This window comes from Ottowia cancrivicina (genome assembly GCF_029813755.1).
In the GTDB taxonomy this organism is placed as follows: Bacteria; Pseudomonadota; Gammaproteobacteria; order Burkholderiales; family Burkholderiaceae_C; genus Ottowia; species Ottowia massiliensis.
In genome coordinates, this window is the sequence record NZ_JARVII010000022.1 from 13,130 (window position 1) to 39,152 (window position 26,023).

The 26,023-nt window shown below is 62.1% G+C and carries 24 protein-coding genes and 1 riboswitch; of the genes, 7 read left to right on the top strand and 17 right to left on the bottom strand.

Annotation, left to right across the window (positions count from 1 at the left end; translation table 11 throughout):
• Positions 1 to 137: 137 nt before the first annotated feature.
• Positions 138 to 1,628, bottom strand: coding sequence for a polyhydroxyalkanoate depolymerase (locus QB898_RS10040; RefSeq protein ID WP_279524840.1), 1,491 nt, complete (start codon positions 1,626 to 1,628; stop codon positions 138 to 140).
• A gap of 303 nt (positions 1,629 to 1,931) precedes the next feature.
• Positions 1,932 to 4,040 (bottom strand): O-linked N-acetylglucosamine transferase, SPINDLY family protein, encoded by a 2,109-nt coding sequence (locus QB898_RS10045; RefSeq protein WP_279524841.1) that lies wholly within the window; start codon positions 4,038 to 4,040, stop codon positions 1,932 to 1,934.
• 313 nt (positions 4,041 to 4,353) lie between these two features.
• Between QB898_RS10045 and QB898_RS10050 the strand changes: the two genes are divergently transcribed.
• Complete coding sequence (locus QB898_RS10050; protein WP_279524842.1) at positions 4,354 to 5,259, top strand: amino acid ABC transporter substrate-binding protein; 906 nt, start codon at positions 4,354 to 4,356, stop codon at positions 5,257 to 5,259.
• A 256-nt stretch (positions 5,260 to 5,515) separates the two neighbouring features.
• Complete coding sequence (gene tilS, locus QB898_RS10055) at positions 5,516 to 6,568, top strand: tRNA lysidine(34) synthetase TilS (protein WP_428982796.1); 1,053 nt, start codon at positions 5,516 to 5,518, stop codon at positions 6,566 to 6,568.
• Between the two features lie 370 nt (positions 6,569 to 6,938).
• On the opposite strand, the gene QB898_RS10060 is transcribed toward tilS, so the two are convergent.
• Together QB898_RS10060 and QB898_RS10065 are read right to left on the bottom strand one after the other, a co-directional pair.
• Positions 6,939 to 7,340: a type 2 periplasmic-binding domain-containing protein gene (locus QB898_RS10060; RefSeq protein ID WP_279524844.1), complete on the bottom strand. Its 402-nt coding sequence runs from the start codon at positions 7,338 to 7,340 to the stop codon at positions 6,939 to 6,941.
• A 4-nt stretch (positions 7,341 to 7,344) separates the two neighbouring features.
• On the bottom strand, positions 7,345 to 7,605 hold the full coding sequence (locus QB898_RS10065) for a LysR family transcriptional regulator (protein WP_279524845.1): 261 nt from the start codon (positions 7,603 to 7,605) through the stop codon (positions 7,345 to 7,347).
• 404 nt (positions 7,606 to 8,009) lie between these two features.
• Between QB898_RS10065 and QB898_RS10070 the strand changes: the two genes are divergently transcribed.
• Positions 8,010 to 8,612, top strand: a complete 603-nt coding sequence (locus QB898_RS10070) for a hypothetical protein (protein WP_279524846.1) — start codon at positions 8,010 to 8,012, stop codon at positions 8,610 to 8,612.
• 90 nt (positions 8,613 to 8,702) lie between these two features.
• Here QB898_RS10070 and QB898_RS10075 read toward each other — a convergent pair whose 3' ends face one another.
• The 3 genes from QB898_RS10075 to QB898_RS10085 are packed head-to-tail and all read right to left on the bottom strand — an operon-like array spanning position 8,703 to position 12,273.
• The gene (locus QB898_RS10075) at positions 8,703 to 9,530 is read right to left on the bottom strand and encodes an ABC transporter ATP-binding protein (RefSeq protein ID WP_279524847.1); all 828 of its coding nucleotides are present in this window, start codon (positions 9,528 to 9,530) and stop codon (positions 8,703 to 8,705) included.
• Between the two features lie 31 nt (positions 9,531 to 9,561).
• A complete protein-coding gene (locus QB898_RS10080; protein ID WP_279524848.1) occupies positions 9,562 to 10,710 on the bottom strand; it encodes a PIN domain-containing protein in 1,149 nt (382 codons plus the stop codon).
• Positions 10,711 to 10,758: 48 nt separating this feature from the next.
• Entirely contained in the window at positions 10,759 to 12,273 is a 1,515-nt protein-coding gene (locus QB898_RS10085; protein ID WP_279524849.1) for an ABC transporter permease/substrate-binding protein, read from the bottom strand.
• A 60-nt stretch (positions 12,274 to 12,333) separates the two neighbouring features.
• On the opposite strand from QB898_RS10085, the gene QB898_RS10090 reads away from it, so the two are divergent.
• A complete protein-coding gene (locus tag QB898_RS10090; RefSeq protein WP_279524850.1) occupies positions 12,334 to 12,561 on the top strand; it encodes a hypothetical protein in 228 nt (75 codons plus the stop codon).
• A gap of 399 nt (positions 12,562 to 12,960) precedes the next feature.
• Here QB898_RS10090 and metF read toward each other — a convergent pair whose 3' ends face one another.
• From metF to QB898_RS10140, 10 genes are all read right to left on the bottom strand, one after another.
• Entirely contained in the window at positions 12,961 to 13,782 is an 822-nt protein-coding gene (gene metF / locus QB898_RS10095; RefSeq protein WP_050716292.1) for a methylenetetrahydrofolate reductase [NAD(P)H], read from the bottom strand.
• 41 nt (positions 13,783 to 13,823) lie between these two features.
• The gene (locus QB898_RS10100) at positions 13,824 to 14,636 is read right to left on the bottom strand and encodes a TlyA family RNA methyltransferase (RefSeq protein ID WP_279524860.1); all 813 of its coding nucleotides are present in this window, start codon (positions 14,634 to 14,636) and stop codon (positions 13,824 to 13,826) included.
• 8 nt (positions 14,637 to 14,644) lie between these two features.
• Positions 14,645 to 15,451, bottom strand: coding sequence for a DUF6882 domain-containing protein (locus QB898_RS10105; protein WP_279524851.1), 807 nt, complete (start codon positions 15,449 to 15,451; stop codon positions 14,645 to 14,647).
• Positions 15,452 to 15,472: 21 nt separating this feature from the next.
• Complete coding sequence (locus tag QB898_RS10110; RefSeq protein ID WP_279524852.1) at positions 15,473 to 16,015, bottom strand: hypothetical protein; 543 nt, start codon at positions 16,013 to 16,015, stop codon at positions 15,473 to 15,475.
• A gap of 88 nt (positions 16,016 to 16,103) precedes the next feature.
• Positions 16,104 to 16,802 carry a DNA alkylation repair protein gene (locus tag QB898_RS10115; protein ID WP_279524853.1) on the bottom strand — a complete coding sequence of 233 codons (699 nt, stop codon included), beginning with the start codon at positions 16,800 to 16,802 and terminating at the stop codon, positions 16,104 to 16,106.
• 104 nt (positions 16,803 to 16,906) lie between these two features.
• Positions 16,907 to 18,334 (bottom strand): adenosylhomocysteinase, encoded by a 1,428-nt coding sequence (gene ahcY / locus QB898_RS10120; protein ID WP_279524854.1) that lies wholly within the window; start codon positions 18,332 to 18,334, stop codon positions 16,907 to 16,909.
• A 95-nt stretch (positions 18,335 to 18,429) separates the two neighbouring features.
• A riboswitch (S-adenosyl-L-homocysteine riboswitch) is annotated at positions 18,430 to 18,520 on the bottom strand.
• Positions 18,521 to 18,963: 443 nt separating this feature from the next.
• Positions 18,964 to 19,914, bottom strand: a complete 951-nt coding sequence (locus QB898_RS10125; protein WP_050716287.1) for a CysB family HTH-type transcriptional regulator — start codon at positions 19,912 to 19,914, stop codon at positions 18,964 to 18,966.
• A 12-nt stretch (positions 19,915 to 19,926) separates the two neighbouring features.
• Positions 19,927 to 20,310, bottom strand: a complete 384-nt coding sequence (locus QB898_RS10130; protein ID WP_279524855.1) for a sirohydrochlorin chelatase — start codon at positions 20,308 to 20,310, stop codon at positions 19,927 to 19,929.
• A gap of 44 nt (positions 20,311 to 20,354) precedes the next feature.
• The gene (gene lptG / locus QB898_RS10135; protein ID WP_279524856.1) at positions 20,355 to 21,455 is read right to left on the bottom strand and encodes an LPS export ABC transporter permease LptG; all 1,101 of its coding nucleotides are present in this window, start codon (positions 21,453 to 21,455) and stop codon (positions 20,355 to 20,357) included.
• A complete protein-coding gene (locus QB898_RS10140; protein WP_279524857.1) occupies positions 21,452 to 22,657 on the bottom strand; it encodes an LPS export ABC transporter permease LptF in 1,206 nt (401 codons plus the stop codon). Before QB898_RS10140 ends, lptG begins: the two co-directional genes overlap by 4 nt.
• 24 nt (positions 22,658 to 22,681) lie before the next feature.
• Between QB898_RS10140 and QB898_RS10145 the strand changes: the two genes are divergently transcribed.
• Genes QB898_RS10145 through QB898_RS10155 form a run of 3 tightly spaced genes read left to right on the top strand, consistent with a single transcriptional unit; the run spans position 22,682 to position 25,075 of the window.
• On the top strand, positions 22,682 to 24,142 hold the full coding sequence (locus tag QB898_RS10145) for a leucyl aminopeptidase (RefSeq protein ID WP_102284301.1): 1,461 nt from the start codon (positions 22,682 to 22,684) through the stop codon (positions 24,140 to 24,142).
• A 26-nt stretch (positions 24,143 to 24,168) separates the two neighbouring features.
• The gene (locus QB898_RS10150; protein WP_102284302.1) at positions 24,169 to 24,600 is read left to right on the top strand and encodes a DNA polymerase III subunit chi; all 432 of its coding nucleotides are present in this window, start codon (positions 24,169 to 24,171) and stop codon (positions 24,598 to 24,600) included.
• A gap of 25 nt (positions 24,601 to 24,625) precedes the next feature.
• Positions 24,626 to 25,075, top strand: coding sequence for a hypothetical protein (locus QB898_RS10155; protein WP_102284303.1), 450 nt, complete (start codon positions 24,626 to 24,628; stop codon positions 25,073 to 25,075).
• The last annotated feature ends 948 nt before the right edge of the window (positions 25,076 to 26,023 follow it).

Consider the following 26,023-nt stretch of genomic DNA (forward strand, 5'->3'; position numbering starts at 1 on the left):
AATGCGCGCAAACGCCATTTCTGCAGGGCCTGAATTTGCTCCTGTTTCTGATGCACCCTCTTGCCGCCAGAACCTGCTTATGGCCTGGCGGCGAGAAGTTGCGGGCCGCCCTCCTCCTGTGAGGCTGTGGCGCTTTCTCAAGCGCCGTTCTTGCCCTTGGCGGCCGTCTTGGGCGCGGCTGGCTTGGCTTCAGCCTTGGGCACAGCGGCCGCCTTGGGAGCGGCCGGTTTCGTTTCAGCAGGCCTGGGCGCTGCCGCCTTGGGCGCCTCTGCGGGCTGGACAGCCGCAGGCTTGACCGGGGCGGCGCTGGCTGCGGGAGCGGCCTGAGGGGCTGGCCTGGAAGCAGCCGCCTTCCTGGCTGCAGCGGCTTCGCTGCGGGCGATGAAATCGCGGATATGCGGATACACCTTCTCGCGCCAGCGGCTGCCGCTGAACACGCCATAGTGGCCCGCGCCCATCACCGTCAGGCGGTTACCTTCAACGGGCGGCAGGCTGGTGCACAGCGCGTGAGCCACTTCCGTCTGGCCGCTGCCTGAAATGTCATCCAGCTCGCCTTCCACCGTCAGCAGGGCCGTATCAGTAATGTCCTGCGGGCGCACGCGTTCCAGCTGACCTTGCGAATTGCGCACGCTCCATGTGCCCTTGGGCAAGGCGTAATCCTGGAAAACAGCCTTGATGGTTTCCAGATAATAATCAGCATCCATATCCAGCACGGCGTTATATTCGTCGTAGAAACGGCGGTGCGTTTCAGCGCTGGATTCATCGCCCCTGATCAGGTTCCTGAAATAATCATAATGGCTGCTGGCGTGGCGGCCCGGATTCATGGCAATAAAACCGGCATGCTGCAAAAAGCCAGGGTAAACACGCCGCCCCGCGCCCGGATATTTGGGAGGCACGCGGTAAATCACGTTGTTTTCAAACCATGAAAGGCTTTTGCCCGTGGCCAGGCGATTGACGGCCGTAGGCGAGCGGCGCGCGTCCACTGGGCCGGCCATCAGGGTCATGCTCAAAGGCGTGGTTTCGCCGCGCGAAGCCATGAGCGCCACTGCGCCCAGCACGGGCACCACAGGCTGGCACACGCTGACCACGTGGCACTGGCCCGCAACGGCCTGCAAGTGGCGAATGAAATCTTCCACATAGTTCACATAATCGTCCAGGTGAAATTCGCCATCATCCAGCGGCACATCGCGGGCGTTTTTCCAGTCGGTAATGAACACGTCATGCCCTTGCAGCATGGTTCGCACCGTATCGCGCAAAAGCGTGGCGTAATGGCCGGACAGCGGCGCCACAATCAAAACCACGGGCTGTTGCTTGATTTTCTCCAGCAAAGCGGCGTCATCGGTGAAACGCTTGAAATGGCGCAGCTGGCAAAATGGCTTGTCCATTTCCACCTGCTCGTCAATCACGGCCTCCGCGCCATCAATGGTGATTTTGTGCAGATTGAATTCAGGCTTTCCATAATCCTTGCCCAGGCGGTGCAGCAGCGAATATCCGGCCGAAACGCGATGCGCCAGCGGCAAGCGCCCCGCAGGAGAATTCGGGTTGCCATACAGCTTGGAGGCGGCAGCGGCCATATCGGTCAGCGGTTCCATCCAGGTGCGTTGGGTTTCATAAAGTTGGTAGAGCATCAGCAAGACCTTGTGAGAAGGAAAAAATGAATTTTGCAGCGCCGCCGCGCACATGTCTTGCTCTGGCGCACAAGCGAGAGCCGGGCGGCAGGAGCAAAAAGAGGCCCAAATTCGCTTCTCGATTCATAGCATGAGGTCCTAGTGGAACGGGCGCGAGAGCCGTTTTCAGCCTTCTGAATCTGCTCCTTTTCTTGATTCATTCTGACTGCGGAAACCGGCTCCCGCCACCCGGTTGCCGCTTGCGCGCCGCCTGCCAGCCGCCTGCCAGTTTGGGAGCGAGGGCCGCCGCGGCTGGCGGGCCGCTCACGCGGGCACGTCAAAGCTTTGCGGCGGCTGGCCGCTTTGCCAGCGCTGCGCCATGCGGGTGTAGGCGGCTTCCAGGTGCCGGGTGTAGGCGGGGGTGTCGTGCAGGGGGCAGGCGGCGCGGTTTTGCTGCAAACGCAGGCGCAAGGCGGCCAGCTCGGCCGGGCGGGTGGCCAGGCGCAGGGCGAGGGCTTCGTATTCGGCCAGCGTCGATGTGGCCAGCTCGGGCAGGCCGGCGGCGCGCACGATGCTGGTGGCGCCCCGGCCCACGTAGGTCTGGCCGGTGCAGGTGAGCACGGGCAGGCCAGCCCACAGGGCGTCTGACGCGGTGGCCAGGGCGTTGTAGGGGAGGGTGTCCAAAAAGAGGTCGGCCAGCGTGTAGCGGGCCAGGTATTGGTCAAAGCGCGTGCGCTCGGCAAAAACAAGGCGGGCGGGGTCGATGCCCGCCTGCCGCGCTTGCGCGCGCAAGTTGGCGCTGGCGTCTTCGCTGCCCTTGACGAGCCAGAGCACGCTGCCGGGCACGGCGGCCAGCAGGCGCATCCAGATGGCGAAGATGTCCGGCGAAATCTTGTAGTTGCCGCTGAAGGCGCAGAAAACGAAGGCATCGGGCGGCAGCCCCAGCGCCTGGCGCGGCGGCGGCAAGGCAATGGGGCGCTGGCGGTCGGTGGGCAAATAGCAGTGGGGCAGGCGCACGATGGCTTCGCTGTAGTGGGGCGCCAGCTCGGGCGGCATGAGGGTGGCATCGCCCACGATGTAGTCGATGAAAGGCAGGCACAAGGTGCCGGGGTAGCCGATGTAATTGACGGCAATGGGCGCGGGGCGGCGGGCCAGGATGCCCAGGCGCTCGCCGCGCGTGTAGCCCATCAGGTCCACGGCGATGTCGATGCCTTGCGCGTGGATGTGGCGCGCGGCCTGCTCGTCGCTCATGGCGCTGGCGTCCACATAGTGCTCAAAGGCATGGCGCAGGCGCTCGTTCATGCCGCCGCTTTGGCGTTCGCCATAGGCGTAGGCGTAAATCTCGAAGCGGCTGCGGTCGTGCAGCTCGAACACTTCGGCCAGCACGCGCATGACGGCGTGCTGCACGTAATCGGCCGAGAGGTAGGCAATGCGAATGCGGCCCGGCGAAAGCGCCCTTTTGGCCGGCAGCGGCACGGGTGCAGGCAGGTAGCGCCTGGCGGCCAGCGACGAGTACAGGCGGTTGCTGGCGGCATCGCCGCTTTGGGCCTGCCAGGTCAGCGGCGACACGGCCGCCCTGCCCTGCTGCATGGCCGCCTCGATGCGGGCCTGCCATTCGGGCAGGCGCGCCCAGGCGGCGGCCTGTCGCAGGTCTTGCAGCACCATGCCGGGCAGGTCTTGCTCATCGGGCAGCAAGGCCAGCGCCTTTTCAAACTCGCCAGCGGCCTGCTCGAAGCACTGCAAGTCTTCCAGCGCCCGGGCCTGCAAAAGATGGGCTTGCGCGGCAGATGCGGCGTCTTGCGCGGATGCCGCCGCGCCGGGCAAGGCCCGCCCCGCCTGCAACTGCTGCACGCTTTGCAGCAACTGGGCGGCGGCCTTCTGGTTGTCTTCGGCGCTGGCGCCCACGTCTTTGCGCATGAGCGAGGAGGCGGCGGGCGCCACGGCTTGCGTGCGGCCCAGGCCCAGCTGCGCCTGCAAGGCCGCATGCGCTTGCGCAGCCGGCTCCAGCGTGGGCAGCAGCGCCAGCGCGCGGGCGTGGTCATTCAGCGCTTCTTCCAGCCGGCCCAGCCCTTCTCTGGCCACGCCCCGGCGGTGAAAGGCGGCGGCGTAATCGGGCTTGAGCGCCACGGCGCGGTCAAAGGCCGCCACGGCCTGCTCCAGCCGCCCCAGCGCCAGCAGAATGTTGCCCAGGTTGTTTTGCAAGATGGCGTGATCGGCCTGCACCTGCGCGGCCTGCTCCAGCCAGCCCAGCGCCTGCTCCAGCTGCCCTTGCTGCGCGAGCGTGGTGCCCATCAGGTAGAGCGCGTCAAAGTGCCGCGCGTTGCGCTGCAAAACCTGCGCGTAGCACTGGCGCGCCTGCTCCAGCTGGCCCAGATGCTGGTGGGCCAGGCCCTGCTTGAACAAGATGCTGATGTCGGAAGCGGCAGAAGGCATGGCAGGCATGAAAGCTGGGCGCGCAAGGCAAAAGGCGCCGATGCTAATCAATGGCCCCGCACGGGCCGAGATGTATTTTTTTCTGCGGATTTGCGATTTTTCTGATGCCGTTGTAGCACAATGAAACGCATCCGCTTTGAACTTTGGTATGCCTTGCAAGAACCTGCCTGGTCTGCGGCATTGCAAATGTCTTGATGGGCGGCAAGCGGACCATCCGGTCCGTCTGCTGCTTGTGCGCCTTGCCGCCGCCCTTCATGGACAGACTCTGAACAGGTTCCGAAGGCTTTTTCAACTCGCTTGGGAGACAGGGCTTATGCGTTATTTACCGGGTTTGGCCTGGCGCGGCCTGGCCGCCGTGGCGCTGGCTGCGTGCGCGGCCACTGCGGCTGCGGCAGACATCACGCTGGAAAAAATCAAACACACGGGCGTCATCACCATTGGCTACCGCGCCTCGGCCGCACCTTTTTCGTTTGACGCCGCGCCCGGCAAGCCTGCGGGCTACGCCATCGACATCTGCCAGCGCCTGGTGGCCCAGTTGCGCGAGCAGCTGCACCTGCCTTCGCTGCAAGTGCGCTATGTGCTGGCCAACGCCGCCGAGCGCGTGGCCAAGCTCGACAGCGGCGAAATGCAGATGGAGTGCTCCGACTCCACCAACACCAAGGAGCGCCGCGAACAGGCAGCCTTCGCCCCCGCCTACTACTACGCAGGCACGCGCCTGCTGGTGCGCGCCGACGACAGCGCCGACAGCCTGGCGCAAATGGGCGGCCGCTCCGTCGCCGTGATCGCAGGCTCCACCGGCCAGGCCATTGCCAAGGCGCGCAAGGACGCGGGGGTGAACCTGAACATCATCGAAGTGCCCAACGCCGCCGCAGGCGTGCGCGCCGTGGTTGAAAAGCGCGCCGACGGCACGCTCTCTGACGACATCGTGCTGCTGGATCAGGCCAAGATGCTCAAAGACACCGTCAAGGTGGTCGGCCCCAAGATGTCGGTAGAGCCGCTGGCCATCATGCTGCCGCGCCACTCGCCCGACTTCCGCAACCTCATCGTCCGCAGCATGCTCGATTTGCTGCGCGATGGCGTGGTGCAGCAGCTCTACCAGACCTGGTTTGAAAACCCCATGCCCGTGCGCGGCTACTCGCTGGGAACGCCCCCTGACGCCCTGCTGAAAGACGCCTTCCGCCGCCCCAGCGAATTCGTCTCTGAATGGACGGTGATGTAGGCGCCAGCCCGCTGGCCCGCCCGGCAACCCAATTGCCGCTTTTCGCGAAAGATGGTTTGCTGCGCCGCCATCCCTGGCGCCCAGAACCCTATTGCCCTTCAAGCCAAAGCCGGGGCAGGCGGCAGCCCGGAAACTTGCCGTCTGGCCGCAAGCAGCTTCAAAAGCAAATTTTTTGCTTCTTAATCCATAGCATTACGTCCTAGAGGAAACTGCGGGAAACGGCCTTTTCACCCCCTTGAATTTGCTCCTGTTTCTGATGCACTCCTCCCCTTCTCGCGTGCCCTGCCCCTCCGCTGGCGAAGCCGCTTGCGTTGATGCCGCCCTGGCCGCCTTCGCCCGCCAGCGTCCGCCTTTGCCGCTGGGCGTGGCTTATTCGGGCGGGGCCGATTCCACGGCGCTGCTGCTGGGCTGCGCGCGGCTGTGGCCGGGGCAAGTGGTGGCGCTGCACGTCAATCACGGCCTGCAAGAAGCGGCCAGCGCCTTTGAAAGCCACTGCGTCGCCTTCTGCCAACGCCTGGGCGTGCCTTTGCGCGTGCGGCGCGTGCAGGCCGCCCACGCCAAGGGCGAAAGCCCCGAAGCCGCTGCTCGCGCGCACCGCTATGAGGCCCTGCTGGCGCTGGCCGCCGAGCCGCCCGCCTTGCGCGCCATCGCGCTGGCGCAGCATGCTGACGATCAGGTGGAAACCGTGCTGCTGGCCCTCTCGCGCGGCGCGGGCCTGCCGGGCCTGGCCGCCATGCCCGCCCGCTGGCAGCGCGGCGGCCTGGCCTGGGCGCGTCCTTTTCTGCGCGTGCCCGGCGCGGCCCTGCGCGAGTGGCTGGCGAAGCAGGGCCTGAAGACCGTCGAAGAAAACAGCGCGGGAAACGACGCAGGAAACAGTGCAGAAATGGGCTGGGTGGAAGACCCCAGCAACGCCAGCGCGCGCTACACGCGCAACCGCATCCGCGCCCAGGTGCTGCCTGCGCTGCAAGCGGCGCTGCCCGGCTTTCGCGCTGCCTTCGCGCGCAGCGCCGCCCACGCGGCCCAGGCGCAGCAACTGCTGCAAGAAGTGGCCGCGCAAGACCTGGCCGCCTGCGGCGCAGCGCCGCCCGTCATCGCCGCCTTGCAAACCCTCAGCCCCGCCCGCCAGGCCAATGTGCTGCGCTACTGGCTGGCCAGCTGCCACGCCAGCTCACCCAGCAGCGCGCAAATGACCGAGCTGCTCGCCCAGATTGCCGCCTGCACCACGCGCGGCCACCGCCTGCGCCTGAAAGTGGGTGCGGGCTACGTGCTGCGCCAGGGCGAGCGCCTGCAATGGCTTGAAAACGGATGAGCGCGGGCAGCGCGCGGCGCTGAAAACCTGCTCACCATCCGTCTGCGCACCAGTTCTTGCAGCCTCCCGTGCCCTGAAAAACAGCGCTGCTTTCGCTACTGATTAAATAGCGATAAAGCCCGCGAAACCGTGCGGCAAAGGCATTTTCAGTGTTCCAAATCTGCTCCCAAAAAAGAGTCAAGCGCGCCAAACCCGGGGCTGTGCGTGGCTGGCGCATTTGCGCTCACGGCCAGGTCTTTGAACAGGCTCCTCAAACTGGTCCGCAGTCCGTTCACCCGCGAGAAAAGCTGTCCAGCGTACGCCGCAGCAGCCAAGCTGCAAACGGTGGCCATGAACGTGCGGCAGGCTGAGCGCGCAGCCGCCCTGCCCTTCACTGCCGCCCCGCATATTGCTGCCGCAGCGCCTGCGTCAGCCAGTCAAACACGGCCAGCATGCGGGCTGGCGTCATGCTGCGCTGCGGGCGATAGAGAAACAGGCTCCAGCTCGCGCGGCGCAGGCTGGGAAACAGCTCCACCAGCCGCCCCTCTTGCAGCGGCGCGGCCACGAACAGGTCGCGCGTTTGCGCGATGCGGCGCACGATCATCAGCGGCTGCGGCTCCAGGCCCAGGCGCACGCCCATGTCGATGCAGTTCTCCACGGCATTCAGGCGCGCCTCATCCACGCGCCAGTCAATCACCCAATCTGGGTAATCGGCGCAGCGCGCCAGCAAGTCAGCCAGCAGCGCCTCGTTGCCAGGCAAGCGCGGCACGGTAATGCGCACCACGCCCGCCATCTCGTCATCCTTTTGCCGCGCCGTGGCAAAAAGCTTCTCGCCATCCAGCAAGAACTGCCGCGCGCGGCAAAAAGCGCGTGCCAAAGTCAGTCAGCCGCACCTGGCGCGTGCTGCGGACAAACAGCGGCTCGCCCAAAGCCGCTTCCAGCTCGGCCATCACACGCGTCACCACCTGCGGTGAAACCGAAAGGCGCGATGCCGCCTTCCGAAATTGCAGCGTCTGCGCCGCCGCGCAAAAGTACCTGAGCGCCTCCAGCCGATTCATGAATTCCTCTTTGGCGAATAGTCAATTCCACCATGATTCATTGTGCCGGAGCAACCGGCTCCCAATAATCCATTTCATTCCATTCACCAGCAGCAAGGAGCCGCCCATGAACCACCCCTTTCTCAGAACTTTCCTGCAAACCGCCGCAGCCGCAGCCCTGGCATTCACTCTGACCGCCCAGGCCCTGGCCGATAATTTGAAATAAGGCGGGCTGAAACGCGGCTTCAACAAAGCCAAAAATCGGCCTGAATATGCAAACACGGTCTGAAAAGGCAGCCTGGAGACAAAGCCGCCGCAGGGCGGGTTTCAGCTCACCAAGCAGCGAAACCCAGAAACGCTGGACTGAAACCCGCTATGCGCCTGCCAGCCGGTCAGCCTGACAAACGTCCATCGAGGCCATTATCATGAAAAATGCCGTTATCTACATACATGGTCAAGGCGGAAATGCAAAAGAAGCCGACTACTATAAAAAATTTTTCGACAGCGAACATTTAATAATAGGATTTGATTATAAATCAAGATTTCCGTGGGAGGCCCAATTGGAGTTTCCTGATTTTTTCGATCTCGCAACTTCTCAATACAATAAAATCTATTTAATAGCCAACAGCATTGGCGCCTATTATTCCATGCTGTCTTTGGCGGACAAATCCATTGAAGAAGCCATGTTTATTTCGCCCATTGTGGACATGGAAAAGGTCATTTTGAACATGATGGCGCAGTCAAACATATCCGAGGCGAATCTGCGCAAAAGAAAAGAGATCACAACATCTTCTGGAACGCATTTGTCATGGAGATATCTTTCGCACGCCAGAAACAATCCGATCATCTGGAATATACCAACCCATATTCTTCATGCAGAAAATGACAATATCACTTCTTTGGAAACCATGATGAACTTCGCGAACAAGATCGGCGCTACCGTCACCGTCATGAACCATGGAGAACATTGGTTTCATACAGAGGAACAAATGAACTTCCTGGATAAATGGTTCAAGAAATTCATATAAAAACTTCAGCAGGCGCCCTCATATCAAGGCGGGCCAACTAAAGTTTTACAGCGGCTTCGGCAGGCATCAATGCCCAAGCTGCACGGCGGCCTACCCCAGCAAGGCCTGCCGCACTGCTGCCTGTTCGTGCGGGTCCATCTGGTGAAACTGACTGATCAGCTGCGCTGCATTGGGCGTATCGGCGGTGGAAAACAGGGATTTCACATAATCGTTTGCAGGCCGGTTTTTGATTTCTTCCGGCGCGCCGATCTGCACCAGTTTGCCGTTGTGCATCACGCCGATACGGCAGGCGAGCTTCAAGGCTTCCTGCATATCATGGGTCACAAACACAATAGTGGTGCCCAATTTTTTGTGAATCATGGCAATTTGGTCTTGCAGCACGGCTCGCACCAGTGGGTCAAGCGCGGAAAAGGGTTCATCCATCAGCAGCACCTGGGGTTTGGCGGCTATGGCGCGCAAAATGCCAATGCGTTGCTGTTCGCCGCCGGAAAGCTCGTGCGGATAACGGTCGCGGTAATGTTCGGGCGAAAGTTCCACCAGCTCCAATAATTCATTCACGCGCGCTCTGCGCTCGGCTTTTTGCCAGCCCAGAATATCGGGCATGAGCGCGATGTTTTGCGCCACGGTCATGGTGGGAAACAGGGCAATCTGCTGCAACACATAGCCGATTTGGTGGCGAAGCTGGCGAATGTCGTAATCCTTAATGCGCTTGCCGTGCAGGTAAACATTGCCGTCCGTCGGTTCAATCAGCGCATTGATCATGCGCAAAGTGGTTGATTTGCCGCTGCCCGAACCGCCCACCAGCACGAAAAACTCGCCCTGATAAATGGTGAAATCCAGTTCGCGCACGGCATATTTGCCGTCATACTGCTTGCCTGCGCCGCGAAATTCGATAAACGGAACAAGATTATCTCGCATATTGAGCACCTATGCCCGACATCCTTATGGTTCACACCAGATTCCCAGGCTTGAGGTATACGATTTTTGTACCGTCAATGCGCAGGAACTTGGTGTCCTGCAAATGCTGAAGCAGTTCTTCCGTTTCTTTTTCGCCAGATTTTGCATGCGATTTAATCGTATTACGCAATGCATTGACTGTGACAGGGCGTTTTGTCTTGGCAACAGATAATGCCGCAACTATTTTCTTCCACATGGTTTTATCAGGTTGCCAAACAGTTTTCGCAGTCTGTTTGACCATAGGTTGCGGCTTAGGCTCGGTAAACGGTGCGTATTCAATTTCCCCGTTGTTCTGGCGAATAAGATTTTGTTCGGACAGATGTTGGGCGAAAGCTTGGATGTCGCCTGGCTCAACACCCAAACAGAATGCGTCTGCGAGGTTTTGTACGGCAGATTGAAAATCAGCATAGGTTTTGGGCTTGGTGTGCAAGATATAGCGCTGGATTTTTTGCAGCAAGGCGTTGTCGTCGATATAATAGGAAACGGTTTCTTGCTCATCAATGCTGATAAGATTTTTTGCCTTGAAATTATTGATGATGAGTTGCGCCAATCTTTCACGCTCATCATCAGCTTTTTCCATCATCAGTCCTTGCAAAACATGATCAGCCAAATTTTTTTTCAAATCATGCAAGCATCCAGGGAGAAAGATGTCAGGGCGGCGCAGTGCAGTTAGGGCTGCCCGAAAATAAGGCGCCAACGATTGCTGCGACTTGGGAGCGACTTCAAGCTGCGGGTTGTTTTCCAATAATGTTGCCGGTGGAGTGGCGGTGAGCTTCTGATACTGCACTTCTTCTATATTGACCAAGCGCACAATACTTTGCGCCTGCTGGTTTTCCAAAATATGTTCTACCAAAATATCGTAGCCGCTGTCGCGCGAGAGGACACCGATCTGGGCTTCGGGATCGGTCGCAGCAATCCGTCCGAGATAATAGGACAGATAAAAATCCAATGCATTTTTGCCTGATTTTTGCAATTGGACAAGGTGAGCGCGTTCGCCAAAACGCAGCAGGGATCTTACCAAGCCAACAGGCAGCGATTTATGTATCACGCCTAGAAACAACCAAATGTGGGTGCCGTCGGCAGATAATTTGTCTAAGTTTTGCGGCTGGATATTTTCAAAATCTATGAGCAAGTGTTTCATGTTTTTACTGTGCGCGAAGTATGGGCCGGACATGATGCCCAACCCGCCTTATTTCTCCAACAACCGGTTCTTCTCCAAGTAATCCCGCGCCACGCGCTCCGCGCTTTCGCCTTGCACTTTCACGCGGTAGTTCATTTCGCTCATTTCCGCTTCGCTGATTTTGCCTGCCAAGCGGTTCAGCGCGGCCACAATTTGCGGATTTTTTGCGGCAAATCCGGCTTTCATCAGCGGCGCGCCTTGATAGGCGGGGAACAGGGAAATGTCGTCTTTCAGCAGGCGCAGCTGGTATTGCTTCAATTCGGCGTCGGTGGAAAAGGCTTCAACCAGGTCGATTTTGTCGTTCAGCAGGGCGGTGTAACGCAGGGCGGGTTCGAGGCGGACGATGTTTTTCAGCGTGATGCCGGCAGCCTGCATGCCTTTGTAGCCGTCCGCCCGGTCGGCAAATTCCAGCGAAAAGCCTGCCCGAATATCGGATGCAGCCCGCTTTAAGTCGCTGATTGCATTCAGTTGGTGCGCCGCACCGTAACCCTCTTTGACCGCCAACGCATAAGTGTTCTGATAAGACATCGGCGGCAGAAATGCCAACTGATATTGTTCTGCCAATAATTGTTTACCCTGTTGATAGGTTTCATCGGGCGATAAATGGCGGTTCTTCTGTTCAGTTGGCACTTGCACCAAGGCTTCCAGCACCGTGCCTGTGAATTCGGGGTAAATGTCGATTTCACCGCTGTTGAGCGCGCTGAACAGGAAGCTGGTCTTGCCGAAATTGGGCTTGAGCGTCACTTTTACCTTCGGGTTTTCCCGCTCAATCAATAATTTATACATATTGATGAGAATGTCAGGCTCGCTGCCCATTTTGCCGGCAATCACCACGTTTTGCACGGCGGGCGCAAATGAAATTTGCGTGAAACTGAGTGCACCGAAGCCCGCCGCCAGTGCAAGGGCCAGCGGCAATTTGCGCCGCGATTTCTGCAAAAGGCCAATGATGCCGCTCACGCCGACGGCCAGCAGCGCGGCGAGCAATGCGCCTGTAAACGTCATGGCCATGTTATTGCGGTCGATGCCGAGCAGAATCAGGTTGCCCAAGCCGCCTGCGCCGATCAAGGCCCCCAGCGTCGCCGTGCCGATTATCAGCACTGCCGCCGTGCGGATGCCCGAAATCATCGCAGGCAGCGCCATGGGCAATTCAATTCGCCACAGCGACTGCCAACGCGACAGGCCGAACGCCGTGTAAGCGTCTTGAATGGATTGATCAATTTGGGTCAGCCCCAGATAGGTGTTTTGAAAGATCGGCAGCAGCGCGTACAGCGTCAGCGCAATCAGCACGGGCGGCGAGCCAATGCCGACAAACGGAATGAGCAAACCCAGCAGTGCAAGCGACGGAATGGTTTGCAGCACATTGGCGAGCTGCAATACCGCCTCTGCCGCCCGTTGCCTGCGCGCGAACACAATCGCCGCCGGAACGGCCAGCAATACTGCCGCCAATAAGGCGAAGCCGGAAAGCCACAAATGCGTGAGCAGCATTTGGGCGAGTTCGGAAAGGGAAAAAGGAAGGGATAACATGGTTTGTCTGCGGCCGCCTGAAACCCTGCCGCTTGTGATGAATCTGGAATCAATACCCGAATGGCATTTGTTTCAAGGATTGCGGCGGGAAAAACTGCCTGCAAGCAAGGTTCCAGCGAATTTGAATTTGAAAGGGAAAGGCCCTTTTTCATTGCCAATTCCGCGTCGAGCGGTTTCGCCTGGGCGAAGGCAGGGCGGGCGGCGTGGCGCTTCATGCCTGGCATGCGTCTTTCGCGCTCAGGAGCTGAAACTGACAAGCTCAAAGCGTGCCGTCTGCTTTTCATTTGACTGAATCCGGCACTTGCAGATGGTTTTGCAGGATCAAACCATCCGGATTGCACATTGCGTTTCAGCGCTGAAATGATGCTATTTTGTCCACTGAATCATGAACCCGTTTGATACGATTTTCGTGCCGATTTTCAGATAATAATCCATTGCATCCGGAGCCGAGAGAAGCAACAGCATGCTTTGTTCGCCTGCCGCCTGTTTGATTTCAGTGATCAGGCGTTTGCCAATGACATCTCGCGAATGCGTCCAGCATCATGAACGGGGCGCTTGATGCCGGAGCTTGGGTAAATGGCGATGAGGCCGTCCATATCAGGGCGGCGGCGGTTATAGATCATCATTTGGGCCGCGCCCGGATGATTTGCAGGCCATGATTGCAGCGAGGGCGCAGGCCAGCCGCTTTCAAAGCCGCTGCGCCAGCGCCAGCGCGGCCTCGCTTTGGTTCATGGTGTACAGGTGCAGGCTGGGCGCGCCGCCTTGCAGCAGGCGCTGGCAGAGGGCGGCCACCACGTCCAGCCCGAAGGCGCGGATGGAGGCCAGATCGTCGCCGTAGCCTTCCAGGCGCAGGCGCAGCCAGCGGGGCACTTCGGCGCCGCAGGCATCGGAAAAACGCAGCAGTTGCGTGGCGTTGGTGATGGGCATGATGCCGGCGGCCACGGGCAGGGTGATGCCGCGCGCGGCCAGCTCGTCCACGAAGCGGAAGTAGGCGTCGGCGTTGAAGAAGTATTGCGTGATGGCCGAATCGGCCCCAGCGGCCGCTTTGGCGGCGAAGGCGTCCATGTCGGCGCGGGGCGAGCGCGCCTGGGGGTGCATTTCGGGGTAGGCGGCCACTTCGATGTGAAAGTGGCTGCCGGTTTCGGCGCGGATGAAGGCGACCAGATCGCTGGCGTACTGAAAGTGGCCGCCCAGCCCGTAGCCGCTGGGCAGATCGCCGCGCAGGGCGACGATGCGCTTGACGCCTGCCGCGCGGTAGTCGGCCAGCAGGCGGCGGATGGATTCGCGCGTTTGCCCTATGCACGACAGGTGCGGCGCAGCAGGCATGCCTTCGGCCAGGATTTCGCGCACCGCCGCCAGCGTGCCGTCTTGCGTGGAGCCGCCCGCGCCGAAGGTGACGGAGCAGAACCCGGGTTGCAGCGCATACAGGCGCGCGCGCGTGGCGCGCAGCTTTTCAGCGCCTTCGGGGGTTTTGGGCGGGAAGAATTCAAGGCTCAGGGCGTGTTTCATGGCGTGCTGCGTTCGTCGTTCGTAAAAGGGTTCGTGAAAAGTCAAGGGCCAGAAGGCGCGTGGCGGGTGGCGTGAAGGAAGAACTCGCGGTTGCCATCGCCGCCCGCAATGGGGCTGGGCAGCCAGCGCTGCACGCCCAGGCCGCATGCCGCGCAAGCCTGGCGCAGGCGCTGCTCGACCAGGGCATACAGGCGCCCGTCGCGCACGATGCCGCCTTTGCCGATGTGCTGCGGCTGCAACTCAAACTGCGGCTTGGCCAGCATGAGCGCGTGGCCGCCGGGGCGCACCAGCGCCGCCAGCGCGGGCAGCACCAGCGTGAGGGAGATGAAGGACAGATCGCCCGTCACCAGATCAAAAAGAGGAGCGGATTCAGGGGGGTCTAAATCGCTATCCGCGCAATTTCCACTAGGACATGATGCTCTGAAAACAGTAGCATCCAGATGCCTTGCATTCACCCGCTCGATGCAGCGCACGCGCGCATCTTGCGTCAGGCGCGGGTGCAGCTGGCCGTGGCCCACGTCCACGCCCGTGACGTGCGCCGCGCCGTGCTGGAGCAGGCAGTCGGTAAAGCCGCCGGTGGACTGGCCCACGTCCAGGCAGCGCCAGCCTGCCACGTTCAGCCCCGTGGCGGCCAGCGCGCCTTGCAGCTTCAGGCCCCCGCGCGAGACATAGCGGCGCTCGGCGTCATCTTGCAATTCGATTTGCGCCTGCTGCGGCAAGGCCTCTCCGCTCTTGCGCACGGGCTGCCACGCGCCGCCTGCCACGCGCCAGCGCGCGCCCGCCGCAATCAGCCGCTGTGCCTGGCTGCGCGTGGCCGCCAGCTGGCGCGCCACCAGCAGTTGATCGGCCCGCATCATGGCGCTCATGGGCCGGGCACAGGCTCGGGGGCCGCCGCAGGGGGTATGGGGGCGGGCGCGCCATCGAGCGCCTGCAACAAACCCAGCTCGTTAAAGCGCGCCGTCACGCGCACGCCTTCCTTGCGGGCTGTTATTTCGCTGCCGCCCGCCACGCTGTCTTCCGTCAAATCAAAACCCTTGGCCTTCAAATAACAACGCAAGGCCCTGCGATAATTCAATTCAAAATTGGAAAACAACTGCTCCAGCGTGGTGGAAATGGTTGCCAATTCAGAAATGTCGGCATTGATGGCGGCATTCTTGGCCGCCACTTCAGGCGAATAAACCGTGCAAACCAAAATACCCTCGCCATAATTGGCCAGATAATACGCATCCGCCTTGCACAAGGCGCTGGCCGTCATGCCGATGGCGTGCACCCAGCGCCGCTCCAGCGCGAAATCCGTTTCATCCAGCAGCAGCGCCAATCCATGCGAGCGCCCGTATTCGCGCATGGCCCGTGCGTCAGCCAGCGCTTCATCCGGCCAGCCTGCCTTCGCATTGGTCCAGGCCCAGCGCCAGGTGTCGTTTCTCAGCGAATAACTGCCTATGGCCTGAATGCGGCATGAAAAGCCGTTGTCAAACGTCAGCGACTGCGCGGCCACATCGCCGCTCCAGCTTGCCTCGCCCACCAGCTCCTGCAAGCCGGCCTGCTTTTCCATACCCAGCGCGCCAAACCGCGCCAGAAGCCGCCGCATCTGCTCATCCGCAGACAAAACCCGCGCCTGCTCCTGCACCCTGCCCCGCCTGCCGCCAAACAGCCAGCCCAGAAAAGACATTTCCGCTCCTTGAAAATATTTTTAATCAGCCAGCCGGGGCTGGGCATTCAAAAAACGCACCAGATCGCCTGCTGTTTCGACTTTGCCCGCCCAGGGATTTTCACGGGTTTTATCAAGGCTGCGGCCAGCGCGCCAGGCCATGACGGGAAGAAAGGCATTCTCCACATCCTCCTCATCCATTTTCAGCGTCTGCCGAATATCATCATCCCAGCGCACGGGAAAATCGGCCGCCTTCGCGAACCGGGCTGTCTGATGCGCAAGCTCCTCATAAACGGCGCGCACCACCCGCGGGTCATTTTCGCGGCAACGGGCTTGACGGGCAAATTGGCAAATACCCTCGCCCGCGCGGCTGGCGGCCAATGCCCGCAAACGCTTGCTTTCGGCCGCTGCCAGGCACCATGCCAGCAATATCAGAATCGTCAAAAAGGCCAATGTTGCAACCGGTTGAATCCACAAATTCAGCAATAACATGCATAGCATGAATGCCAGAAACAGCCCTCCCACGCAATATGCCCGCCAGTTTTGCCGCTTCCGGACATGCTGAAAATCCTCGCGTGGCGGCATGTGCCTTGAAAACCGTTTTATCATCCTCTTCTCCCTGCTGATTCACCCCAATTCAAACCGTTGCCAAAGCATGTTTCCGGTGTCCGCCTCACAGATATTTGCTGGCTTCCCTGATGCTGAGAGGCGCCATTTTGCCATGGTGCTGCCTGATGAAGTTTTTCACCCATCCGGGATTGGTTTTTGAATAGTCCCGCAGCGCCCAGCCAATGGCCTTGTTGATGAAAAATTCCGTCTGGTTGAGATTATTGACCAATATCTGCTCCAGCAGGTGCTGATCGGTTTGATCCTTTCTGAGCAGCTGATGGTCAATGGCAAGGCGGCGCAGCCAGATATCTTCGTCGCGGCTCCATTGCAAGATGACGGGCCTGGTTTCAGGAAAGCCGGCAATGATGCCGCCCGCCAGCCGGTCAAGAAAATCAATCGTATCCCACCAGGATTTGCTTTGCGCCAGTTTCTTCAATTGGGGCAAGTCACCGGGGCGCAGAAGGTTTTTTCTGGTTTCCAGATAATCCAGCGCCGCATATTGCATTTCCCGGAAGGGATGCTCCCATGCCTGCCGGACAAAGCGCCAGTCAATATCAGCGCCGCCATGCTTTTTGAAAAATGCTTTTGCGGCCTTGCGTCTGGCGGGCGTTTTGACGCCCAGAAACTCAAAGCGGCCCCTCATGTAAGCTTTCATCGCACGGGCATCGTCGGCATTCGCCAGATTCTGCAATTCTTTCAAAAGCATCTGCGCTTCCATGTTTGCCGCTCCCATCGCTGGCGCAATGCAAATGCGCTGCTGCATTGAGCAGCCCCATCACGGCTTTCGCATTTGCAAGAGGCCGGTTTTTCAAAAACGGCTGCCGCGCTGCACAGCCCAAACGTTCAGCGCGGCAGTCTTTCACGCCCTCAATAGCGGTAAGCGTCGGTTTTGTAAGGCCCTTCCTTGTTCACACCGATGTAGGCGGCCTGTTCATCCGTCAGGCGCGTGAGGGTGGCGCCGAGCTTGGACAGTTGCAGGCGGGCCACGTGTTCGTCCAGGATTTTGGGCAGCACATAAACCTTGCCGGCCTCGTATTGATCAGGCTTGGTGAACAGCTCGATTTGCGCCAGCGTCTGGTTGGCGAAGCTGCTGCTCATCACGTAGCTGGGGTGGCCCGTGGCGCAGCCCAGGTTCACCAGACGGCCCTTGGCCAGCAAGATGATGCGGCGGCCCGAGGGGAAGATGACGTGGTCCACCTGCGGCTTGATTTCTTCCCACTGGTATTTTTCGAGCGAGGCCACGTCGATTTCGTTGTCAAAGTGGCCGATGTTGCAGACGATGGCTTCGTTTTTCATTTCCACCATGTGCTCGTGGCGGATCACGCTTTTGTTGCCCGTGGTGGTCACGAAGATGTCGGCCAGCGGCGCGGCCTGCTCCATCGTCACCACTTTGTAGCCTTCCATCGCGGCTTGCAGGGCGCAGATGGGGTCAATCTCGGTCACCCACACCTGGGCGCGCAGCGCGGCCATGGCCTGGGCGCAGCCCTTGCCCACGTCGCCGTAGCCGCACACCACGGCCACTTTGCCGGCCACCATCACGTCGGTGGCGCGCTTGATGCCGTCCACCAGGCTTTCGCGGCAGCCATACAGGTTGTCGAACTTGCTCTTGGTCACGCTGTCGTTCACGTTGATGGCGCGGAACTTGAGCGTGCCCTTGGCCGACATCTCCTTCAGGCGCATCACGCCGGTGGTGGTTTCTTCCGTCACGCCAATGATTTGCGCGCTCTTGCGGCTGTACCAAGTGGAGTCTTCGGCCAGCTTGGCTTTGATGGCGGCAAACAGCACGCGCTCTTCTTCGCTCTTGGGGTTGGCCAGCACGCTGGCGTCTTGCTCGGCTTGCTGGCCCAGATGCATCAGCAGCGTGGCGTCGCCGCCGTCATCCAGAATCATGTTCGGGCCTTCGGCCTGGCTGCCTTTGGGGCCGAATTCAAAAATGCGGTGCGTGTAGTCCCAGTAGTCTTTCAGCGTTTCGCCCTTGACGGCGAAAACCGGCGTGCCGCCTGCCGCAATGGCTGCCGCCGCCTGGTCTTGCGTGCTGAAAATGTTGCACGAGGCCCAGCGCACTTGCGCGCCCAGCGCTTGCAGCGTTTCAATCAGCACGGCGGTCTGAATGGTCATGTGCAGACTGCCCGCAATGCGCGCGCCCTTGAGCGGCTGGCGCGCGGCGTATTCCTCGCGAATGGCCATCAGGCCGGGCATTTCCGTTTCGGCAATCCGGATTTCCTTGCGGCCCCAGGCGGCCAATCCAATATCGGCAATCACGGATTCGGGCGAAACATTCAAAGGCGCATTCATATGGCGGGTCTTTCCTTGATGAAAAAAAGAGAAAAACCACCGATACCCGCGCGGGCCTGGCGAAACGCCAAAAAAAAGCTCACCACGCGTTCATCAGCGGGTGAGCGTCGTTGCGAAGGGGGAGAAACCGCCCCTTCGAGCCTGACCCTGCGCCAACAGGCGGGGGATGCAACGCTCCTCGAAGGGCGGCGCGGATTATAGGCAGGCGCGCACGGGCAAAAACACCGCCAAACACCGCCAATTGCGCCGGTTTCGCGCCGGTTTCCAATCCATTTTTGCCATGAATGGGCACTGGCTGGACGCATGAGAGCGGGCGAATCACGCAAATGGCAAGTCCGCGCTTGGGAACCCTCTCTCAAAAACATTCGGCTGGAATGCACGGGTGATCAAACGCCATGAGCGGCATGGCTTCAAGGCGCTGTCCAAGCGCTGGATGGTGGAGAGGGCCTTGGCCAGGCTGCGCAAGGATCGCCTGCATTCGGCACATGGTCCGGCGCCTGGCCTGATCTCTTGAGGCAAGCGCAGAGATACCAGAAAAAGGAGCAAATTCAGGGGCATCAAAATGCCCTTCTGCGCTGGCTCCACTAGGACGTCATGCTACGGATACAGGAGCGAAATAGGGCCGGCTTTCAGAGTTCGTAGTCGGCCACATGGCCTTGCATGGCCTTGGCGACCAGATCGCGATCCAGCCGGTCGGAGAGCAGTTCGGCAAAGTGATAGACGAACTGGCGCAGGTAGGCGCCGCGCTTGAAGGCCACGCGCGCGACGTTGGAACCCAGCAGGTGGCCCAGGGGGCGGGTGAGCAGGCCCCGCATGTTTTCGGGGGCGCTGCCTTGCGTAGCCATTTCGGCCACGATGCCGATGCCCAGGCCCAGCTGGACGTAGGTGGTGATGACGTCCGAGTCAATGGCTTCGAGCACGATGCGCGGCTGCAACTCGCGCTGGGCAAAGGCTTGGTCAATGAGGGCGCGGCCCGTGAAGGAAGGGTGGTAGGTGATGAGCGGCCAGGCGGCAATGTCTTCCAGCGTGATGCGCTTTTGCCGCGCCAGCGGGTGGCCTTCGGGCAGGGCGAGCATGTGCTGCCACTCGTAGCAGGGCAAGGTAACCAGGTCAGGGTAGTCGGCCAGCGATTCGGTGGCCACGCCGATTTCAGCCTGTTCGTCCAGCACCATTTGCGCCACTTGCTGGGGGTTGCCCTGGTGCAGGCGGATGCTGACTTTGGGCCAGGCCTGGCGCAGGCGGGCGACGGGCTGGGGCAGCACGTAGCGCGCCTGGGTGTGGGTGGAGGCGATGGAGAAGGTGCCGGTGTCTTGCGCGGTGTATTCCTCGCCGATGCGTTTGAGGTTGTTCACCTCGCGCAGGATGACGGCAATGCTTTCCAGCACGTGGCGGCCCGGTTCGGTGATGCTTTTGAGGCGTTTGCCGTGGCGGGTGAAGATGTCGATGCCCAGCTCCTGCTCAAGGTCGATGATGGCCTTGGAAACGCCGGGCTGCGAGGTGTGCAGAACGCGCGCGGCTTCGGTGAGGTTGAGGTTGCGGCGCGAGGCTTCCTGGACGAAACGGAACTGGTGCAGGTTCATGGCGTGAAGGGTTCAGGCGCGGGGGGCAAAGGGGCCGGAAAGAGCCGCGCGGGCCAGGGCGTCGAGCACGGCGGGGTGTTCGGCGATGGTGGCCGCTTGCGTGATGGGCACGCCAGGATGGGCGTGGCGCAGCGCGGCCAGCAGGCGCGGCAGGTCTTCGCGGGCGTGGCGGCCCATGCCTAAAAACATGGGCCAGACGGTCAGGCTGAGCGCGCCCTGGGCAATGAGACGGGCAGCCGCTTGCGGCAGGCTGGGCGCGGTGAATTCAAGGTAGGCGCAAGACACGGCCACGCCCGCCGGGGCGGTTTCGCGCATGCGGCGGGCCACGGCTTCAATGGGCGCGCTCCATAAGGGATCACGCGAGCCGTGGGCGAAAAGGATGATGCCGCGCGCCATGTGCCTGCTTTCTTTCTGCCGTCTTTGTGGGCGCCGCCCGGCGCTTACTGCCGCAGCACCAGCCAGCCAAAGGCGGCCAGCGAGAGCAGCGAGTAGATGAGGCCGGGCGTGGCGGCGGCCAGCCAGGGCTGCCAGTCGCGCAAATTGCCAATGAAGCCGAAGACGTTGTTGAGCAAAAAGAAGCTGATGCCCGCCATGACGCCAATGAACACGTGGCCGGAGATGTTGCCCGAGCGGAAATGCAGGTAGGCAAAGGGCAGCGCCAGCACCATCATCACCAGGCAGCCCAGCGGGTAGAACACCTTGCGCCAGAACTCGATTTCATAGCGCTGGGCGCTTTGGCCGTTGGCGTGCAGGTGGCGGATGTACTGGAACAGATCAAGCGCCTTCATGCGGTCGGGGCTGACGAGGGCGGCGGCCACCATGTCGGCAGACAGATGCGTGGGCCAGCGCGCCTGTGGCGGCTGGGTGCGGGCAATGCCGGCCTGGCCCGCCGGGCTTTCTTGCAGGGCGCGGCGCTGGGGGCGCTCCAGCAGCCATGCGCCTTCGTCAAAGCGGGCGCTTTCGGCCTGGGTGGTGGAAAGCCAGCGGCCCTGGGGGTCGAACTCGAAGATGCGCACGCGGTTCATCTGCCCGTCGGCCGAGAGCGAGGCGACATTGACGGAGTAGCTGCGGCCATCGGCGCTTTTGTCTTTCAGCCAGCCGCCGGTCAGCCCCACGGTGAGCTGCCCGGCAAAGCGCGAGCGCAAAAGCTGCGCGGCGCGGTTGGCTTCAGGCGCAGCGTAGTCGCCAATGACGAAGGTGAGCGCCGCAAAGGCCGCGCCCAGCGCCAGCAGCATGCCCAGCGCGCGCAGCGGCCCCAGGCCGCTGGTGCGCAAGATGGTGTATTCGGAGCTTTCGGCCAGCCGCGCCATCACGTAAATGGCGCCAATGAGCACGGCAATGGGCAGGAGCTGGTAGATGTGGTTGGGCACGCGCAAGGTGACAAACAGCAGCACTTGCGAGAGCGGGTAGCCGCCAGCGCTGTTGAGGTACTGGAGCTGATCCACCAGGTCAAAGAACACGAACAGCAGCAAAAAGGCCACGCCCACAAAGGCCACGGCGCGCAGGATTTCGCGGTAGATGAAGCGGCGGATGGTTTTCATGCCGCCCCTTTCTGCCCGTCTGGCGGCACGGATTGCGCGGGTTGCCTGGCCCACGGGCGCGGCAGCCAGCCGCCCCAGTGGCGCAGCAGCAAAGCGCCCAGCGCGGCAGCGAAGATGCCGCCGTGCAGCAGGCAAAGCAGCGCGGCCAGGCTCACTTTGCCGCTGGCCACCCAGCTTTGCCCCACATTGAGCAGGTTGTAGTAGGCGGCAAAGGCAAAGAGCGAAAACACCATGCCCGCGCTGCGCCCCACGCGGGGATTGACGCGCGTGCCCGCCAGCGCAATCACCACGCAATTGAGCGCGGCCAGCGCCAGGCCCAGCCGCCAGGAAAACTCGGCCTGGTTGTTGCGATCGGGCTGGCGCAGCAGCGCCAGCGTGGAGCGGTAGCGCGGCGCTTGCAGCCCGGCCGAATCCAGCGAGCGGGCGCTCACGCGCGCGCCGTATTCGCGAAATTCGCTCAGGCGCATTTCGCCCGTTTCCAGATCGGTTTCCAGGCGCTGCCCTTGGTCCAGAATGACGAAACGCTCCGCGCCTTGCGTTTGCAGGCGGCCGCCGCGCGCGGAAGTGACGATTTCCCGGCCCTTTTCGGTGGCGGCGATGAAGATGTTGCCGCCGGGCGCGTCGGCTTCAGCTTCGGCGTCCGGCCTGGCCGGTCCGAAGTCCGTCCTGCCTGCGGGCGCGCCGGTGGCGCTGCGCACGGCGTCAGCCGCCTTTTTGTCGATGTAAAGCACGCGCCGCCCGCCTGCGGATTCAATGAACTGGCCGGGCGCCACGCGGTCCACGTCGCCGCGCGATTCATAACGCTCGCGCAGCTCGCGCACCTGCTGGTTCGTCCACGGCCACACCGCCAGCGCCAGCACGGCAATGCCCAGCAGCACCGGCCAGGCAAAGCGCAGCAGCGGCGGCAAAAACGCCAGCAGCCCGCGCCCGCTGGCAAACCACACCACCATTTCACTGGCCATGTACATGCGCGAGAGCGTGGCCGTGATGGCCACAAACAGGCTCAGCGTGAGGATGGTGGGCAAGTGCCCCAGCACCGTAAAGCCCATCACCAGCATGATTTCAGACGGGTTCACGTGCCCGGCCGAAGCCTGGCCCAGCGTGCGGATCAGCATCATCGTCATCACGATGGTGATGAGCACCACCAGAGTCGCGCCGAAGCTGCGCCCCAGCTCTTTGCGCAAGGATGAATCGAATAACATCAGTTTGAAAGGAAACCGCTGATTATGGACTTTGAACTCAAGACGCTGCGCCTGGCGCAGGCGGCCCGCGCCAAGGCCGATGCGCTGGTTTTTCTCGTCACGCAAGACACCGCCAAGGCCAAGGCCGATGACGCCCTTTCAGCCCTGGCCGCCCGCGCCATCAAGACGGGCGACTTCAGCGCCGAAGCCGGCAAGCTCCTGCCCTGCTACGCCGCCGAAGGCATTCAGGCGCCGCGCGTGCTGCTGGCGGGCGCGGGCGACGGCAGCGCGCAAGCCGTGCGCCGCGCCGTGGCCGCCGCCATTGCGCTCATCAAAAGCGGCCCCGCCTGCCAGGCCGTGCTGTGCTTTGCGCAAACGCCCAGCCCCGCCGCCTTGCGCGCTGCCGTGCTGGCTGCCGCCGACGCGGCCTACGCCTACACCGAAACCAAACCCAAGGCCAAGCCGGTCGCGCTAACCGGCGTGCGCCTGGCCCTGCCCGCCGCCGCCAGCGCCGCATTGAAAACCGCCTTCGCCCAGGCCACGGCCACGGCCAGCGGCATCCGCCTGGCGCGCGAGTGGGGCAACCGCCCCGCCAACCACGCCACGCCCCGGCAACTGGCCGCCGCCGCCCAGGCCATCGCCAAGGAAAAAGGCAGCCATATTGACTGCGAAGTTCTCGGCCCCAAGGAAGTGGCCAAGCTCGGCATGGGCGCATTTGCCGCCGTGGCGCGCGGCTCGCATGAAGAGCTGCGCTTCATCGTGCTGCGCTACCAGGGCGCGGCCAAGAGCCAGCCGCCCGTGGCCCTGGTGGGCAAGGGCATCACGTTCGACTCCGGCGGCATCTCCATCAAGCCCGCCGCCGGCATGGACGAAATGAAGTTCGACATGTGCGGCGCCGCCAGCGTGCTGGGCGCGTTCGAGGCCCTGCGCCAGCTGCAACCGGCCATCAACGTGGTCGGCCTCATTCCCGCCTGCGAAAACCTGCCCGGCGGCGGCGCCACCAAGCCGGGCGACGTGGTCACCAGCCTGAGCGGCCAGACCATCGAAGTGCTCAACACCGACGCCGAAGGCCGCCTGGTGCTGTGCGACGCCCTTGCCTACGCCGCGCGCTTCAAGCCCCGCGCCATCATCGACATCGCCACCCTCACGGGCGCTTGCGTCATTGCCCTGGGCCACGTTCGCAGCGGCCTTTACGCCACCGACGCCGCCCTGGCCCAAGCCCTGCAACAGGCGGGCGAAGCCGCGCTCGACCCCTGCTGGCCCATGCCGCTGGATGACGAATACGCCGAAGGGCTGAAAAGCAACTTCGCCGATGTGGCCAACGTGGCGGGCCGCCCGGCAGGCTCCGTCACCGCCGCCAAATTCCTGCAACGCTTCGTGCCCGAAGGCACGCCGTGGGCGCACCTGGACATTGCCGGCAGCGCCTGGAAAAGCGGCAAGGCCAAGGGCGCCACGGGCCGCCCCGTCGGCCTGCTCGTTCAATACCTGCTGGCGCAAGCTGCCTGAACGGCAGGCAGCCAGGGCAGCCGCGCATGACGGAAGTGACCTTTCACTTCAACGTGCCTGAAAAAACGGCCTATGCCTGCCGCCTGCTGCGCAAGGCATGGGCCGCGCGCGCCCCGGTTGGCGTGCTGGGCGACGCCGCAGCCCTGCGCGCGCTCGACGAAGCCCTGTGGACCTTCTCATCGCAGGCATTCATCCCCCATTGCGGCGTCTCCGCCCCCGCCCACGTGCTGGCCGCCACGCCCATCGTGCTGGCTACCGACGCTGCCCTCTTCACACGCAGCCAGGTGCTGCTCAACCTGGGCCAGCCCGCGCCCGAAGGCTTTGAACGCTTTGCCCGTTTGATCGAAATCGTCAGCGCCCAGCCGCAAGACCGCGCGGGCGCCCGCCAGCGCTGGAACCACTACAAAAAACACGGTCTGCAACCCCAGGCCCATGACGCGGCCGCCCGCAAGGACTAAACCCGCCCTCCCGAAAAGGCCCACCATGACCGCCCACGACCCCCGCGCCAGCGACGCAGCCATTGAACCCATCCTTGACGACACTCCCGCATGGAGCGAAGCGCCGCCCCCGCAATCCGTGCCCATGCTCACCGAAGTCATCGCCCCCGTCAGCCAGCCCGGCGAGCTGGCCCCGGAACCCGGCGCCCTGCCGCCTGCGCCCGCCCCCGTCTCCGCCCAGGTTCCCGCGCAAGCCAGCGCCCTGGCCGGACAAGTGCTCCAAACCCTGGCCCCCACGCTTGACCTCCGCATCAGCGAAGCCATCGCCCGCGTCTTGCACGAACAGCTTCTGGGCCTGAACGCCCGCGTGCAGCGCGAAGTCGCCGCCGTCGTCAAGCAAGCCGTGGCCGAAGCGCTGAAGCAGCAGAGCACACACGAAACCGCCCCCGGGCAAGACGGGCACGGCGAAAACGCGGATCAGGAAAAGCAAGACTGAACACGCAAGCGGCCCGCAGCCAGCCTCTTTTAGCTCCTTTTTCAATAGCGATAGGTCCTAGTGGAAACTGCGCAGAACGGCATTTTCACCCCCTTGTATTTGCTCTTGTTTTTTGACATAACGGCCCATCGGCCCATCACCCCGCTTCTGCCCACTCTAAAGCTCTGATTCAGCGCCTGGGGCTGGCGCTGGCACCGCAAGCGCAGCGGAATGAGCAGCGCTGAACCTGCCCAACCAAAACCAAGCGGGTAGCGGGCAGGTTGCCATCAACCGCGCATGATGCTGGGGCCGGCATCTGAACAACGCATGGGCCGAGTCAGCAAGAAGCCTGTTCGCAATCTGTATCTGTACTTGATGCGAAAAGCGCGGCCCGGAGTGATTCATGACATTGCAAACGCCTCGTCAGGCAGCAGGCGTGAATGTCAGAACCATTCGCGGTTTGCGCCTTGCGGTTCATCCCGGTCTGCTTTTTCTTCTCATGGCCCAACGCTGGGCGGGTTCCCAGAAACAGGAGCAAATTCGGGGGGCCTGAAACACCAATCTGCGCAGTGTCCATCAAGACATCGCGCTATGAATAGGGGAGCAACCCCGCCCAACGCCGCCCGCCCGCAGGCGCGAAAAGCGGCCCCGCTGACCTGCGGCGTCGCGCAACGTCGCACTGGCCGGTCAGCCAGCCGGTCAGCCAGACCGTCTGCGGCTTGCACTTCGCTCAGGTTCATTCACTCTTTCGCCCCTCATGGACGAACTCTGAACAGGTTCCAAAAAATGGGCGGGGCTGAAGAAAAGCGCCTTGGCTTTGCGCCCTGCGCTGCGCTCACTCGCCAATGGGCACGGGGGAACGCAGGGCGAGCAAGGCCCACTGCCCCTCCAGCAGGCGGCGCAGGCGGCGCGGCTCGGGCAGGGTGATGAGTTCGGCGCGCTCCGGGGCGCTTTCGGCGGCGCTTGCCG